Source organism: Streptococcus mitis, from assembly GCF_047463435.1.
GTDB lineage: Bacteria > Bacillota > Bacilli > Lactobacillales > Streptococcaceae > Streptococcus > Streptococcus mitis_DS.
Genome location: NZ_JASHDW010000007.1, coordinates 45,238 through 61,811, shown reverse-complemented (window position 1 = coordinate 61,811; position 16,574 = coordinate 45,238). Strand labels below are relative to the sequence as shown.

General features: G+C 40.3%; 12 protein-coding genes and 1 pseudogene. 8 read left to right on the top strand and 5 right to left on the bottom strand.

What is annotated here, in order from left to right:
• Positions 1-6: 6 nt before the first annotated feature.
• The 3 genes and pseudogenes from QM843_RS05695 to QM843_RS05685 all read right to left on the bottom strand — a co-directional run bounded on the left by QM843_RS05695 (position 7) and on the right by QM843_RS05685 (position 1,095).
• A pseudogene (locus QM843_RS05695) lies at positions 7-332 on the bottom strand (hypothetical protein).
• A gap of 10 nt (positions 333-342) precedes the next feature.
• Positions 343-885, bottom strand: a complete 543-nt coding sequence (locus QM843_RS05690; protein WP_004256387.1) for a DUF3278 domain-containing protein — start codon at positions 883-885, stop codon at positions 343-345.
• Between the two features lie 15 nt (positions 886-900).
• On the bottom strand, positions 901-1,095 hold the full coding sequence (locus tag QM843_RS05685) for a helix-turn-helix transcriptional regulator (RefSeq protein WP_001082471.1): 195 nt from the start codon (positions 1,093-1,095) through the stop codon (positions 901-903).
• Between the two features lie 166 nt (positions 1,096-1,261).
• On the opposite strand from QM843_RS05685, the gene rsmH reads away from it, so the two are divergent.
• The 5 genes from rsmH (at position 1,262) to QM843_RS05660 (ending at position 8,222) form a co-directional block, all read left to right on the top strand.
• Positions 1,262-2,212, top strand: a complete 951-nt coding sequence (rsmH, locus tag QM843_RS05680) for a 16S rRNA (cytosine(1402)-N(4))-methyltransferase RsmH (protein WP_314499930.1) — start codon at positions 1,262-1,264, stop codon at positions 2,210-2,212.
• A 9-nt stretch (positions 2,213-2,221) separates the two neighbouring features.
• Positions 2,222-2,539, top strand: coding sequence for a cell division protein FtsL (gene ftsL / locus QM843_RS05675; RefSeq protein WP_000227824.1), 318 nt, complete (start codon positions 2,222-2,224; stop codon positions 2,537-2,539).
• A 3-nt stretch (positions 2,540-2,542) separates the two neighbouring features.
• Positions 2,543-4,795 carry a penicillin-binding protein PBP2X gene (pbp2x, locus tag QM843_RS05670; RefSeq protein WP_414304415.1) on the top strand — a complete coding sequence of 751 codons (2,253 nt, stop codon included), beginning with the start codon at positions 2,543-2,545 and terminating at the stop codon, positions 4,793-4,795.
• A gap of 1 nt (position 4,796) precedes the next feature.
• Positions 4,797-5,777: a phospho-N-acetylmuramoyl-pentapeptide-transferase gene (gene mraY / locus QM843_RS05665; RefSeq protein ID WP_414304414.1), complete on the top strand. Its 981-nt coding sequence runs from the start codon at positions 4,797-4,799 to the stop codon at positions 5,775-5,777.
• Positions 5,778-6,116: 339 nt separating this feature from the next.
• Positions 6,117-8,222, top strand: a complete 2,106-nt coding sequence (locus QM843_RS05660; protein WP_414304413.1) for an ATP-dependent Clp protease ATP-binding subunit — start codon at positions 6,117-6,119, stop codon at positions 8,220-8,222.
• A gap of 165 nt (positions 8,223-8,387) precedes the next feature.
• On the opposite strand, the gene QM843_RS05655 is transcribed toward QM843_RS05660, so the two are convergent.
• Both QM843_RS05655 and QM843_RS05650 read right to left on the bottom strand, forming a co-directional pair.
• The gene (locus tag QM843_RS05655) at positions 8,388-8,870 is read right to left on the bottom strand and encodes an S-ribosylhomocysteine lyase (RefSeq protein WP_000032562.1); all 483 of its coding nucleotides are present in this window, start codon (positions 8,868-8,870) and stop codon (positions 8,388-8,390) included.
• A gap of 94 nt (positions 8,871-8,964) precedes the next feature.
• Entirely contained in the window at positions 8,965-10,449 is a 1,485-nt protein-coding gene (locus tag QM843_RS05650; RefSeq protein WP_143952869.1) for a DUF1846 domain-containing protein, read from the bottom strand.
• A 152-nt stretch (positions 10,450-10,601) separates the two neighbouring features.
• On the opposite strand from QM843_RS05650, the gene QM843_RS05645 reads away from it, so the two are divergent.
• From QM843_RS05645 to QM843_RS05635, 3 genes are all read left to right on the top strand, one after another.
• Positions 10,602-12,212 (top strand): glycoside hydrolase family 13 protein, encoded by a 1,611-nt coding sequence (locus tag QM843_RS05645; protein ID WP_414304412.1) that lies wholly within the window; start codon positions 10,602-10,604, stop codon positions 12,210-12,212.
• A 167-nt stretch (positions 12,213-12,379) separates the two neighbouring features.
• A complete protein-coding gene (locus tag QM843_RS05640; protein WP_049516181.1) occupies positions 12,380-14,347 on the top strand; it encodes a peptide ABC transporter substrate-binding protein in 1,968 nt (655 codons plus the stop codon).
• Positions 14,348-14,549: 202 nt separating this feature from the next.
• The gene (locus tag QM843_RS05635) at positions 14,550-16,508 is read left to right on the top strand and encodes a peptide ABC transporter substrate-binding protein (RefSeq protein ID WP_414304411.1); all 1,959 of its coding nucleotides are present in this window, start codon (positions 14,550-14,552) and stop codon (positions 16,506-16,508) included.
• The last annotated feature ends 66 nt before the right edge of the window (positions 16,509-16,574 follow it).

The window sequence follows — 16,574 nt, the reverse complement described above, 5'->3', positions numbered from 1 at the left end:
GCAGTTTTACTGACTTTCTTTTACGAATTGATAGAGATAATAAAGATAAGTGATAGAAGAAAGGCTAGCGATAGTCAGCAGTAAATAATATTTCCAATCGCTTGAGATGAGCATCAGTTGTGGAAAAGATAGAATTATAAAGTATAGTGCTAAGTTGAGTATGCGTGTTTTTGGGAATCTATCTTTAGATAAGTCAATCCTTTGTTGAGTGCTGGAACAAAGACTGGAAGGAGGACTATATCGTAGATTGGCAAGTTCCCTGAAACGATGATGAAGGTGAGTAGAGAAGCAAACAAAAGATGATAGGTAAGTAAAGTTACTAGTGATTTCATAGGGCACCTCCTAATCCTCATCTTGCTCTTTTTTAGTTTTTGCAATGCGACGGGAGATGAGGAACTGTATGCTCGCTCCGAAGAAGATAGAACCGAGAATGCTTGATACACCATTTCTTATAGTTAGGAGAGAATGAAAATAGTCCTGACCTTCACCTATGAGTATACTGAGAAGAGGAGTTATAAAAAACATCCATAGACCAAAGAACAAACCTGCTTTAAGACCTGGGTAGTATAGTTGCTTGCTTTCTTTCTCATTCAGCATATCTGGATCAATAGCTGTAATCCCTGTTTTTTTCATTTGGTAGGTGACATAGCCAGCAGCGATGAGGGCAATCACTAGAATCAGAGGAGGATAGATTAGAGCCACTTCTTGAGGGTATTTATAGGCCAGAAGGAGTGGAATAAGATTTCCGAAAATCATCAGATAAAAGAGGATGATAAAGACTTGGTTCCCAATACGATCGGCCTCACGCCGTTTGTATTCGTCAAGGGGACCAGAGATACCGTATGTGCGTTTGATCAGTTTTTCAGTGAAGGTTTCTTTTTTCATGAGTTGGCTCCTTTTTTAAAAATTATCCTCCCAAAAGAGACTGTTGAGGTCAGTTTGGAGGCTACGGGCGAGATTGAGACAGAGTTCCAGGGTTGGATTGTACTTGTCGTTTTCAATCATATTGATGGTTTGTCTCGAGACACCGATATCCTTGGCGAGTTCGAGCTGGGAAATGCCCAGTTCCTTGCGAAATTCTTTCACACGATTCATCTGTTCTCCTTTCTGATTTGTGTCGTATATATTTGATCATATTATATTCTTCTATGGAGTGGATGTCAAGCATATTTGACATATTTCTTAAAGAAATCTTACTTGTTTTTGCCATATTTGTCTGACTAGTGCAAGCTAGTCAGATTTGTGGTAAAATAGATAGGATATGACAAAAGAATTTCATCATGTAACGGTCTTACTCCATGAAACGATTGATATGCTCGACGTAAAGCCTGACGGTATCTACGTTGATGCGACTTTGGGTGGAGCGGGCCATAGCGAATATTTATTAAGTAAATTAAGTGAAAAAGGCCATCTCTATGCCTTTGATCAGGACCAGAATGCCATTGACAATGCGCAAAAACGTTTGGCACCTTACATTGAAAAGGGAATGGTGACCTTTATCAAGGATAACTTCCGTCATTTACAGGCACGTTTGCACGAAGCTGGTGTTCAGGAAATTGATGGAATTTGTTATGACTTGGGAGTGTCTAGTCCTCAGCTAGACCAGCGAGAGCGTGGTTTTTCTTATAAAAAGGATGCGCCACTGGACATGCGCATGAATCAGGATGCTAGTCTGACAGCCTATGAAGTGGTGAATCACTACGACTATCATGACTTGGTTCGTATTTTCTTTAAGTATGGCGAGGATAAATTCTCTAAACAGATTGCGCGTAAGATTGAACAAGCACGTGAAGTCAAGCCAATCGAGACAACGACTGAGTTAGCAGAAATTATCAAGTCGGCCAAACCTGCCAAGGAGCTCAAGAAGAAGGGCCATCCTGCCAAGCAGATTTTCCAGGCTATTCGAATTGAAGTCAATGATGAACTGGGAGCGGCAGATGAGTCCATCCAGCAGGCCATGGAGATGTTGGCTCTAGATGGTAGAATTTCAGTGATTACCTTCCATTCGCTAGAAGACCGCTTGACCAAGCAATTGTTCAAGGAAGCTTCAACAGTGGAAGTTCCCAAAGGTTTGCCTTTCATCCCAGATGATCTCAAGCCCAAGATGGAATTGGTATCCCGTAAGCCAATCTTGCCAAGTGCAGAAGAATTAGAAGCCAATAACCGCTCGCACTCTGCCAAGTTGCGCGTGGCCAGAAAAATTCACAAGTAAGAGGAAAAAATGGTAGATAAGAAAGAAACAACCAGTCAATTCTTGCAGAATCGTATAAAAAAATTCTCACGTGTGGAGAAGGCTTTTTATCTTTCCATCGCTTTTACGGCACTCGTTTTAGCAGTGAGCATTATCTTTATGCAGACACGACTCTTGCAAGTGCAAAGTGATTTGACAAAAATCAATGCGCAGATAGAGGAAAAGAAGACAGAACTCGATGATGCTAAGCAGGAAGTGAATGAATTGATTCGTTCAGAGCGCTTGAAAGAGATTGCAGATAAAAAAGATTTGAAATTGAATAACGAAAATATCCGAACAGCGGAGTAAGATATGAAATGGACAGAAAAAATAACCCGATTTGCGCTAAAAAATCGTAAATCTCCAGCAGAAAACCGTAGAATAGTCGGCAAGTACATCAGTTTGTTAGCTGTCGTACTTTTCGCTATCTTTTTGGCTAATTTTGCGTATATTATAGCAAAAGGTAATATATTTGGTACTGACTTGGTTAAAGAGGCTAAAAAGGTTCACCAAACAACCCGAACAGTTCCTGCCAAACGTGGGACTATCTATGACCGAAATGGAGTGCCAATCGCTGAAGATGCGACCTCTTATAACGTCTATGCTGTTATTGATAAAAAATACAAGTCAGCAACTGGAAAAATTCTTTATGTAGAGGATTCGCAGTTTAATAAGGTAGCTGAAGTCTTCCATAAGTATTTGGATATGGATGAAGCTTATGTGAAAGAGCAACTAGCTCAACCAAATCTGACCCAAGTTTCCTTTGGAGCAAAAGGAAATGGGATTACCTATGCCAATATGATGGCTATTAAAAAAGACTTGAAAGATGCTAGTGTAGAAGGGATTGACTTCACAACTAGCCCTAACAGAAGCTATCCAAATGGACAATTTGCTTCTAGTTTTATTGGCTTAGCCCAACTCCATGAAAATGAGGATGGCAGTAAGAGTTTGTTAGGGACTTCTGGTTTGGAGAGTTCTTTAAATACCATTCTTGCTGGGACAGACGGTATTATTACCTATGAAAAAGATCGAGTAGGAAATATTGTACCCGGTACAGAACAGGTATCGCAACAAACTGTAGATGGCAAGGATGTTTATACAACATTGTCTAGCCCGCTCCAATCTTTCATGGAAACTCAGATGGATGCCTTTCTACAAAAAGTAAAAGGTAAGTATATGACCGCGACCTTGGTCAGTGCAAAGACCGGTGAAATCCTTGCTACCACTCAACGACCTACCTTTAATGCAGATACTAAAGAAGGAATCACTGAGGACTTTGTTTGGCGTGATATTCTTTATCAAAGTAACTACGAACCAGGATCAACCATGAAGGTCATGACGCTAGCAGCATCTATTGATAATAACACTTTCCCAGGTGGAGAATACTTCAATAGCAGTGAATTAAAAATAGCGGATGCGACGATTCGAGATTGGGACGTTAATGAAGGTTTAACCGGCGGTGGTATGATGACATTTTCTCAAGGGTTTGCTCACTCAAGTAATATTGGGATGACACTGCTTGAGCAGAAAATGGGTGATGCTACCTGGTTGGATTATCTAAACCGCTTTAAATTTGGGGTTCCAACTCGTTTTGGTCTGACTGATGAGTATACAGGTCAATTGCCTGCAGATAATATTGTCAATATTGCCATGAGTGCATTTGGTCAGGGGATTTCTGTAACGCAGACGCAAATGATTCGTGCCTTTACAGCCATTGCCAATGATGGCGTCATGTTAGAGCCTAAATTTATTACGGCCTTGTATGATCCAAATGATCAAACCGTTCGTAAATCTCAAAAAGAAATCGTAGGAAATCCCGTTTCGAAAGATGCAGCTAGCCAAACTCGTACTCACATGGTCTTGGTAGGAACGGATCCTAGATATGGAACTATGTACAATCATAGTACAGGAAAAGCAACTGTCAATGTTCCAGGTCAAAATGTAGCCCTCAAGTCTGGTACAGCCCAAATCGCTGACGAGAAAAATGGAGGCTACTTGGTTGGTTCGACCAATTACATTTTCTCGGTTGTGGCTATGAACCCTGCTGAAAATCCTGATTTTATCTTGTATGTAACGGTTCAACAACCTGAACATTATTCAGGTATCCAGTTGGGAGAATTTGCCAACCCAATCTTGGAGCGGGCTTCAGCTATGAAAGAATCTCTCAATCTTCAATCTCCAGCCAAGAATTTAGATAAAGTTACGACAGAGTCTTCTTATGCAATGCCTAGCATCAAGGATATTTCACCTGGTGATTTGGCGGAAGCCTTACGCCGAAATATTGTGCAACCAATCGTTGTAGGTACTGGAACAAAGATTAAAGAATCATCTGTAGAAGAAGGGACCAATCTTGCACCAAACCAACAAGTTCTCCTTTTATCGGATAAGGTAGAAGAAATTCCAGACATGTATGGCTGGAAAAAAGAGACTGCTGAGGCCTTTGCTAAATGGTTGGATATCGAGCTGGAATTTGAAGGTTCAGGTTCCGTCGTTCAGAAGCAGGATGTTCGGACTAATACAGCTATCAAAAACATTAAAAAAATTAAATTAACTTTAGGAGACTAATATGTTTATTTCTATCAGTGCTGGAATTGTGACATTTTTACTAACTTTAGTAGGAATTCCGGCCTTTATCCAATTTTATAGAAAGGCGCAAATTACAGGCCAGCAGATGCATGAGGATGTCAAACAGCACCAGGCAAAAGCTGGGACTCCTACAATGGGAGGTTTGGTTTTCTTAATTGCTTCTGTTTTAGTTGCTTTCTTTTTCGCCCTATTTAGTAATCAACTCAGCAATAATGTTGGTATGATTTTATTTATCTTGGTTCTTTATGGTTTAATCGGATTTTTAGATGACTTCCTCAAGGTCTTCCGTAAAATCAATGAGGGGCTAAATCCCAAGCAGAAATTGGCTCTTCAGCTTCTAGGTGGTGTCATTTTCTACCTTTTCTATGAGCGCGGTGGCGATATGCTTTCTGTCTTTGGTTACCAAGTGCATCTAGGAATTTTCTATATTGTCTTCGCTCTTTTCTGGCTAGTCGGTTTTTCAAACGCAGTAAACTTGACAGACGGTATTGACGGTCTGGCTAGTATTTCCGTTGTGATTAGTTTGTCTACCTATGGAGTTATTGCCTATGTGCAAGGTCAGATGGATATTCTTCTGGTGATTTTGGCTATGATTGGTGGTTTGCTTGGTTTCTTTGTCTTTAACCATAAGCCTGCTAAGGTCTTTATGGGAGATGTGGGAAGTTTGGCTCTCGGTGGAATGCTGGCAGCTATCTCAATGGCCCTCCACCAAGAATGGACTCTATTGATTATTGGAATTATTTATGTCTTTGAAACAACTTCGGTCATGATGCAAGTCGGCTATTTCAAAATGACTGGTGGTAAACGTATTTTCCGTATGACGCCTGTGCATCACCATTTTGAGCTTGGAGGATTTTCTGGTAAAGGAAATCCTTGGAGCGAGTGGAAGGTTGACTTCTTCTTTTGGGGAGTGGGGCTTCTAGCAAGTCTCCTGACCCTAGCAATTTTGTATTTGAGATAAGAATGGCACCCTGATGTTTCAGGGTGTTTTTGCTGTTTAAAAAATATTGGTCAATTAAAGTCAAAACCCTTGACCTTTTCTGACTAATGTAGTATATTATGAACGTAAGGTAAATGAAAACCTTACTAAAACACTTGTTTAAAGTAAAATAGAAAGAGGTGGGGTCTATGTTTAATCTAGAAATCTTCAGAAGTAAAGATAGTCTACTCCTGCTTGAAAAAGAAAAACCAGAAATAGTACGTAGAGTAGCAATCTAGCTAGTCTAAATTTTTTAAGATAAAGGTCAAAGATAGTCAATATCAGTAATCATAACTAAGTAAATAAAAAGAGGTAAAGAATATGAACAACAACTTTAATAATTTTAACAACATGGATGATTTATTTAACCAATTGATGGGTGGTATGCGAGGATATAGTTCTGAAAATCGCCGTTACTTGATTAATGGACGTGAAGTCACACCTGAGGAATTTGCTCACTATCGTGCAACTGGTCAATTGCCAGGAAATGCAGAAACTGATGGACAAATGAAACAACAGTCTTCAGGTATGAAACAAGATGGTGTCCTTGCTAAACTGGGTCGAAACTTGACTGCAGAAGCGCGTGAGGGCAAGTTGGATCCTGTCATCGGACGAAACAAGGAAATTCAAGAAACATCTGAAATCCTTTCACGCCGTACCAAGAATAATCCTGTTTTAGTAGGAGACGCAGGTGTTGGTAAGACAGCAGTTGTCGAAGGTTTGGCACAAGCTATTGTGAACGGTGACGTTCCTGCAGCAATCAAGAACAAAGAGATCATTTCTATTGATATTTCTGGACTTGAAGCTGGTACTCAATACCGTGGTAGCTTTGAAGAAAACATTCAAAACTTGGTAAACGAAGTCAAAGAAGCTGGAAATATTATCCTTTTCTTCGACGAAATTCACCAAATTCTTGGTGCTGGTAGCACAGGTGATGGTCAAGGGTCTAAAGGTCTTGCTGATATCTTGAAACCAGCTCTTTCACGTGGAGAATTGACAGTGATTGGCGCAACTACTCAAGATGAATACCGTAATACTATCTTGAAAAATGCAGCACTTGCTCGTCGTTTCAACGAAGTGAAGGTTAGTGCTCCATCTGCTGAAGATACTTTCAAGATTCTTCAAGGTATTCGAGATCTTTATCAACAACACCACAATGTTATTTTGCCAGATGAAGTCTTAAAAGCTGCCGTTGATTACTCTGTTCAATATATTCCACAACGTAGCTTGCCAGATAAGGCTATTGACCTTGTCGATGTAACGGCAGCTCACTTGGCAGCTCAGCATCCAGTAACAGATGTTCATGCTGTTGAACGTGAAATTGAGGCAGAAAAAGACAAGCAAGAAAAAGCTGTTGAGGCAGAAGATTTTGAAGCAGCTCTAAACTATAAAACACGCATTGCAGAATTGGAAAAGAAAATCGAAAACCATACAGAAGATATGAAAGTGACTGCAAGTGTCAACGATGTGGCTGAATCTGTAGAACGTATGACGGGTATTCCAGTATCTCAAATGGGGGCTACGGACATCGAACGTTTGAAAGATATGGGGCATCGTTTGCAGACGAAAGTTATTGGTCAAGATAAGGCCGTTGAAGCAGTAGCAAAAGCTATCCGTCGTAACCGTGCTGGTTTTGATGAAGGTAACCGTCCAATCGGTAGCTTCCTCTTTGTAGGTCCTACTGGTGTCGGTAAGACTGAGTTGGCTAAACAATTGGCTCTTGATATGTTCGGAACGAAAGATGCTATCATCCGTTTGGACATGTCAGAATACAGCGACCGCACAGCCGTATCTAAATTGATTGGTACAACTGCAGGTTATGTTGGTTACGATGACAACAACAATACCTTGACAGAACGCGTCCGTCGCAATCCATACTCAATCGTCCTTCTCGACGAAATTGAAAAGGCTGACCCTCAAGTCATCACCCTTCTCCTCCAAGTCTTGGATGATGGTCGTTTGACAGATGGTCAAGGAAATACGGTGAACTTCAAGAACACTGTCATTATCGCGACTTCAAATGCTGGATTTGGCTATGAAGCTAACTTGACAGAAGATGCGGATAAACCAGAATTGATGGATCGTTTGAAACCGTTCTTCCGTCCAGAATTCCTTAACCGCTTTAACGCAGTTATTGAGTTCTCACACTTGACTAAGGAAGACCTTTCTAAGATTGTGGACTTGATGTTGGCTGAAGTTAACCAAACCTTGGCTAAGAAAGACATTGACTTGGTAGTCAGTCAAGCGGCTAAAGACTATATCACAGAAGAAGGTTATGACGAAGTCATGGGTGTTCGCCCTCTCCGTCGCGTGGTTGAACAAGAAATTCGTGATAAGGTAACAGACTTCCACTTGGATCATCTAGATGCCAAACATCTGGAAGCAGATATGGAAGATGGTGGTTTAGTTATTCGTGAAAAAGCCTAATACTCTTCGAAAATCTCTTCAAACCACGTCAACGTCGCCTTGCCGTACTCAAGTACAGCCTGCGGCTAGTTTGCTAGTTTGCTCTTTGATTTTCATTGAGTATAAGACAAAATTTTGAGAATAAAAAAGAAGGAGCCAGATGAAAAACTGGTTCCTTTTTTGTGTTTAGATGACATGACGCTCAAAGGCATCATCTGAAATCCCTTGTTCTAGAATGAGTTTTGCCCATTCTTTAGCAGAAAAGAGGCTGTGGTCTTTGTAGTTTCCGCAAGATTCGATGGTTGTTCCAGGAACATCTTCCCAAGTAGTAGTTTCAGCGATTTCTTTGAGCGAATCCTTGATAACAGCCGCAATTTCAGCGCTGGTATGACGTCCCCACATAATCATGTGGAAGCCTGTACGGCAACCAAAAGGTGAACAGTCAATCATACCGTCAATGCGGGTACGGATGAGTTTTGCCAAGAGGTGCTCGATGGTGTGAAGGCCAGCAGTAGGGATAGAGTCTTCGTTTGGTTGCACCAAGCGAATATCATAATTGGAGATGACATCTCCCTTTGGCCCTGTTTCTTCCCCGATCAAGCGAACATAGGGTGCTTTAACAATGGTGTGGTCAAGTTCAAAACTTTCAACAATAACTTCTTTTGACATGGTAAATCCTTTCAGTTTTCTAATTTCATTATAACATAAAGCCAGCTCTTGAGACAGAGAGAAAACCTCTCCGAGGCTGGAGAGGTTCAAATCTTTATTTACGATACAAGCGGTCGTATTGGTAGTAAGGGTCAAAGGTTACATTGATACCCAATTTGCGAAGGACATTCTTGTCTTCATCGGTTAAGATGATGGTTGAGTGGGCTTCGCTTCCTTTGAGGTTGCCAAGTTCTTCCATAGCACGAGCAGCATCAGGATTTTCTGTAGCTGTGATAGCAAGTGCAATCAGGATTTCATTTGAATGAAGGCGTGGATTGCGGCTACCCAGATGATCGATTTTAAGACCTTGGATTGGCTTAACAACTTCAGGTTCGATTAGTTTTACTTCTTTAGCGATGTCAGCTGATTTCTTGATAGCGTTGATAAGAGCAGCGGCTGTAGGGCCAAAGAGCTCTGAGTTCTTACCTGTGACAATTTCTCCGCTTGGCAATTCAAGGGCTAGGGCTGGTCCACCAGTTTCTTCTGCTTTTTGACGTGCAGCAACAGCAACCTTACGGTCTGCTGGTGTGATACCGAGGTCATTCATAAGCAACTCGATTTTCTTGACAGCTGCTTCACCAACTTTTTCGGCTTTAAAATCAAGAACAGTTTGATAGTAGCGGCGGATGATTTCTTGTTTAGAGGCTTCAATAGCAGCCTCATTATCTGTAATAGCGAAACCAACCATGTTGACACCCATATCAGTCGGAGAAGCGTATGGAGACTCTCCTAGAATGCGTTCCAACATGCGCTTGAGCACTGGGAAAATCTCGATATCACGATTGTAGTTGACAGTGGTTTCTCCGTAAGTTTGGAGATGGAAGGGGTCAATCATGTTGACATCATCAAGGTCAGCTGTGGCAGCCTCGTAGGCCAAGTTGACTGGGTGATGAAGGGGTAGATTCCAAACTGGGAAGGTTTCAAATTTAGCGTAACCAGACTTGATACCATTGATTTGGTCGTGGTACATATTGGACATACAGGTTGCCAATTTTCCAGAACCAGGTCCAGGAGCGGTTACGACAATCAAGTTGCGACTGGTTTTGATGTAGTCATTTTTTCCCATGCCTTCTGGAGAAATGATGTGATCCATATCCGTTGGATATCCTTTGATTGGATAGTGAAGATAAGAATCAATTCCGTTTTTCTCAAGTTGGTTGCGGAAGGCATCTGCAGCTGGTTGGCCAGCGTACTGTGTGATGACAACGGAGCCAACAAAAATTCCCAGTTCATTGAATTTGTCAATCAAACGAAGAACTTCTTGATCATAAGAAATGCCCAAGTCACCACGTGCCTTGGAATGTTCGATGTTGCTAGCATTAATGGCAATCACAACCTCAACCTGCTCTTTCAATTCTTGCAAGAGTTTGATTTTATTGTCAGGCTCATAACCAGGAAGAACACGAGCAGCGTGGAAATCTTCTAACATTTTGCCACCAAACTCCAAGTAGAGCTTGCCGTCAAATTGGTTAATGCGCTCCAAAATGTGGTCGCGCTGTAGATTCAAATATTGTTCAGAACTAAAAGCTTGTTTTTTCATTTTTTTACCTCTGACCTCTATTATAATAAAAAATTGGAAGTTAGGAAACTATGGAGTTAAAAAAGGAATCAAAAAGATTAGGCAAACGCTTGCATAAAACTCTGAAAAGCGCTATCATAGATTGTAGATTATTAAAATAATGAGGTAAGAAGATGCAAGAAAAATGGTGGCACAATGCCGTAGTCTATCAAGTTTATCCTAAGAGCTTTATGGATAGCAACGGAGATGGAATTGGCGATTTGCCAGGAATTACCAGTAAGTTAGACTATCTAGCTAAGTTAGGAATCACAGCGATTTGGCTTTCTCCTGTTTATGACAGTCCTATGGATGATAATGGCTATGATATTGCTGATTATCAAGCGATTGCAGCTATTTTCGGAACCATGGAGGATATGGACCAACTGATTGTGGAAGCTAAGAAGCGTGATATTCGTATCATCATGGACTTGGTGGTCAATCATACCTCAGATGAACATGCATGGTTTGTCGAGGCCTGTGAAAATCCTGACAGCCCTGAGCGAGACTACTATATCTGGCGCGATGAACCCAACGACCTAGATTCTATCTTTAGTGGATCTGCTTGGGAATATGATGAAAAGTCAGGTCAATACTATCTCCACTTTTTCAGTAAGAAACAGCCGGATCTTAACTGGGAAAATGAAAAACTTCGTCAGAAAATTTATGAGATGATGAACTTCTGGATTGATAAAGGCATTGGTGGTTTCCGCATGGATGTCATTGACATGATTGGGAAAATTCCTGACGAGCAAGTAGTCAATAATGGTCCTATGCTCCACCCTTATCTCAAGGAGATGAATCAGGCGACCTTTGGAGATAAGAATCTCTTGACAGTAGGAGAGACTTGGGGAGCAACTCCAGAGATCGCTAAGCTCTACTCTGATCCAAAGGGGCAAGAATTGTCTATGGTCTTCCAGTTTGAACATATCGGTCTTCAGTATCAGGAAGGTCAGCCTAAGTGGCACTATCAAAAAGAACTGAATATTCCTAAGTTAAAAGAAATCTTCAACAAATGGCAGACAGAGTTAGGCGTTGAGGATGGCTGGAATTCACTCTTTTGGAACAATCATGACCTCCCTCGTATCGTCTCAATCTGGGGAAATGACCAAGAATATCGCGAAAAATCTGCCAAAGCCTTTGCAATTTTACTTCATCTCATGAGAGGGACACCTTATATTTACCAAGGTGAGGAAATTGGGATGACCAACTATCCGTTTGAAACACTGGATCAAGTAGAAGATATTGAATCCCTCAACTATGCGCGTGAAGCTCTTGAGAAAGGTGTTTCTATGGAAGAAATCATGGATAGTATACGTGTAATCGGACGTGATAATGCCCGTACTCCGATGCAGTGGGATGAAAGCGAAAACGCTGGTTTCTCAACAGGTCAACCGTGGTTGGCAGTCAATCCAAACTATCAGGTAATCAACGTTCAAGAAGCGCTGGCAAATCCAGATTCTATTTTCTATACTTATCAGAAACTGGTTCAAATCCGTAAGGAGAATAGCTGGCTGATTCGAGCTGACTTTGAATTGCTTGATACAGCTGACAAGGTCTTTGCCTATATTCGTAAAGATGGCGACCGTCATTTCTTAGTTGTAGCCAACTTGTCCAATGAAGACCAAGACTTGACAGTAGAAGGAAATGTTAAATCAGTCTTGATTGAAAACACCGTGGCTCAAGAAGTTTTTGAAAAACAAATCTTGGCTCCATGGGATGCTTTCTGTGTGGAAATGACTAACTAAAAAGTGAGAACCTTGAGCCTTAGAGCTTGAGGTTTTTTGCTAAAAGTTGTGTAAAAAACTCTTTTAAAAACATTTGTTAGAATTTTCTAAAAAATCTGTCAAAAGCTATTGCATTTGTAAAAAAATAGGGTATAATAGTGAAAATACTATTTTGAAGGAGATTATTTATGCAATCGAAAAAGTGGCTCTTAGGAGCAGGAGTGACCTTGAGTACAGCCATTCTTTTAACAGCTTGTGGGAAAAGTGAAAAGAATGCAGACGCTCCCAAAACATTTTCTTATGTTTATGCTGTTGATCCATCATCCTTGGATTATAGCGTTACAAGTAAAAGTTCAACTTCTGACGTAATAGGTAACGTCGTCGACGGTCTTTTAGAGAATGATAAATATGGGAATCTGATTCCCTCTCTAGCAGAGGATTGGTCAGTTTCTAAAGATGGTTTGACTTATACCTACAAACTTCGTAAAGGTGTGAAGTGGTACACTTCAGAAGGAGAAGAGTATGCAGAAGTTAAGGCTCAGGATTTTGTCACTGGATTAAAGCATGCAGCAGACGGAAAGTCCGATGGTCTTTCTTTGGTTGAGAAATCCATCAAAGGATTGGAGGCTTATGTTAGTGGTGAGACAAACGACTTCTCAACTGTAGGTGTGAAGGCTCTTGATGATTATACGGTAGAATATACCCTTAATAACCCGGAAAGTTTTTGGAACTCTAAAGTAACCACAGCAACCATGCTTCCAGTTAATGAAGAATTTTTGAATGCAACAGGTAAGGATTACGGAACGCCAACTCCATCAAGTATTCTTTACAATGGTCCATATTTTTTGAAGTCCTTGATTTCTAAATCTGTGATTGAATATGAAAAAAATCCTAACTATTGGGATAAGGAAAATGTCAAAATTGATAATGTAAAATTAACATTCTATGATGGATCAGACCAAGAATCCTTAATTCGTAGCTTTACACAAGGTGCCTATACAACTGCTCGTCTCTTTCCAGCAAGCTCAAACTTTGAATCAACTAAAAAGGAATACGGTGATAAGATTGTCTATAGTCCACAAGAGGCAACAAGTTATTATCTTACCGTTAACGTAAATCGTCAATCCTATAATAAAACAGCTAAAACAGATGAGTCACAAAAAACATCAACAAAAGAAGCTCTTCTCAATAAGAACTTCCGTCAGGCTCTTAATTTTGCATTTAATCGCCACGCCTATACAGCTCAATTAAATGGTGAAGAAGGTGCGGATAAGATTATTCGTAATAGTCTAGTGCCAGATAACTATGTTCAAGTAGCTGGGAAGACCTTCGGACAGCTGGCTCAGGATGAACTGCTGAAATATGGAGAGCAATGGAAAGATGTGACTCTCACAGATGGCAAAGATACAATTTACAATCCAACAAAGGCCAAGTCTACATTTGAAAAAGCGAAAACAGAATTGCAATCTAAGGGAGTAAGTTTCCCGATTCATTTGGATGTACCAGTAGAACAGACAGATGTAGTTGCAGTTCAACAGACAAATTCATTAAAACAATCGATTGAAGAAACATTGGGAACTGAGAATGTAATTATAGATGTTCTTCAAATGACGGATAATGAGAAGGAAAGTATTACTTCTCAAGCTAAAGTTCCAACCCAAAAAGATTATGATTTGAACGGAACTGGTTGGGGACCAGATTATCAAGATCCAGCAACCTATCTCAATATTTTAGATGCTAAGAAGGGTTCTGCCTTGAAACATCTAGGTATAACAAAGGGCAAGGATCCTGAAGTTATGGCGAAAGTTGGCTTGGATGAATACAAGAAGCTCTTGGATGATGCTGCATCTGAGACAAGTAATCTTGATAAACGATACGAAAAGTATGCCAAAGCACAGGCTTGGGTTGCTGATAGTTCACTTCTTATTCCAGTTGCTTCTTCAGGTGGCTCTCCTATGGTTAGTCGTACTGTTCCATTTACCAAAGCTTATTCACAGGTCGGTATTAAGGGAGATCCATTTATTTTTAAAGGTATGCAACTTCAAAATGATATCGTGACAACTAAAGAGTATGAGGCGGCTCTTAAAAAGTGGCAAAAGGAAAAACTAGAATCTAATGCTCAGTATCAAAAGGATTTAGAAAAACACATAAAATGAGTCTAGGCTTATTTTGTAGATGTTTCTTAGTCAACAAACCGTATAAAAACAAGGGAGGGCTGTATGAAAGACAGAAATCCTTTGTTTTTTTATGACCAAAGTTTATAAATTTTCATTCTAGAAATTCAATTAACTTTACAAATTTCCTCTATTTTGGTAAAATAAACTTATGTTACAAAAACTAACATAAAGGAGAAAGAAGATGAAAACAAAAAAGCGTGTTCTTAGCGCAGGCCTGACCTTTGCGGCTGCTTTGCTTTTAGCTGCTTGCGGACAATCAGGTTCAGATACAAAAACTTACTCATCAACCTTTAGTGGAAATCCAACTACATTTAACTATCTATTAGACTATTACGCTGATAATACAGCCATCATTACCAACCTAGTTGATGGCTTGCTTGAAAATGATAATCACGGGAACCTAGTTCCATCTTTGGCAGAAGACTGGTCTGTTTCAAGCGACGGTCTGACTTATACCTACAAATTGAGAAAAGATGCCAAATGGTTCACGGCCGACGGTGAAGAGTACGCCCCAGTCAAGGCACAGGATTTTGTGACAGGAATTAAGTACGCAGTGGACAATAAATCACAGGCACTTGACTTGATTCAAAACTCGATCAAGGGCTTGAATGATTATATTACAGGAGCGGATTCTGACTTTTCTAAGGTTGGAGTGAAGGCCATCGACGACCAGACTGTTGAGTATACTTTGGCACGCCCAGAACCGTACTGGAACTCAAAAACAACGAACAGTATTCTTTTCCCAGTAAACGAAGAATTTTTAAATTCAAAAGGGAAAGATTTTGGGACCCTATCTCCAAATAGCATTCTCTACAGTGGACCTTATTTGTTAAAAGATTTCACATCAAAATCATCGATCGAGTATGTGAAGAATCCGCATTACTATGATCATGACAAAGTATCGATTGAACACGTGAAATTGGCTTATTTTGATGGCTCAGACCAAGAATTGACCATCCGAAACTTTGAAAGTGGAGCTTATTCTATCGCTGGGGTTTATCCAAATAGTTCTAACTTTGCTAAGACTAAGGAAAAATATAAGGATAATATCGTTTATAGTTTGCAGGACAAGACTTCTTGGTATTTCAATTTTAACGTCAACCGTAAGGCCTACAATCACACTGCTAAAACGACAGATGAGCAGAAGAAGTCAACTGAGACAGCTGTCTTGAACAAGAACTTCCGTCAAGCAGTGAACTTTGCCTTGGACCGTACAGCCTATTCTGCCCAGTCAAATGGGGAAGAAGCAGCCAGCAAGACCCTTCGTAACACTTTAGTGCCTCCTACATTTGTCCAAGTCGGAGACAAGACCTTTGGAGAAGTAGTCGCTTCTAAATTGGTTAACTATGGCACAGAATGGTCAGGTATTAACTTGGCAGATGCTCAGGATGCCTATTTCAACAAAGAAAAAGCCCAAGCAAAATTTGCGGAAGCTAAAAAAGAATTGGCAAGTCAAGGTGTGACCTTCCCAATTCACTTGGATGTGGCAGTTGATCAGACGAGTAAAAATGCCGTGACAGGCATGAACTCAGTTAAGCAGACCCTTGAGTCAATTTTGGGTGCTGATAACATTGTCATTGATGTTCAACAACTTTCAACGGATGATTTTAATAATGTAGCCTTTTTAGCGCCAACACCAGCTGATCGTGACTATGATTTGAACTTTGATGGTTGGGTAGGTGACTACCAAGATCCGTCTACTTATCTTAATCCTTTCAATGCAGAAGATGGGTTCTACCTCAAGATTTTTGGTCTAGATGCTCAAGAAGATAAAGCTAAGATTGCTAGCTTGGGACTTGATACTTACACCAAGATGCTCAAAGATGCAGATAGCGAAAATAAAGATGTAGCCAAACGCTATGAAAAATATGCTGAAGCACAGGCTTGGATGATTGACAATTCTCTGATTATGTCAGCAATGTCAAGTGGTGGTACAGCATCTGTAACCAAAGTAACGCCATTTACAAGAGGCTATTCACTGGTCGGCATCAAGGGTGATGGCAATAACTACAAGTACATGAAACTGCAAAAAGATACTGTGACAACCAAACAGTATGAAGAAGCTAAGACTAAATGGGAGCAAGAAAGTAAAAAAGCAATCGAAAAAGCTCAAAAAGAAGCAGAAAATCATGTTAAATAAAGATGAATGAGGTTCCGTAAGGGACCTTTTTGATGTTTATATAGTAAATTTATTGATGTAATTGTT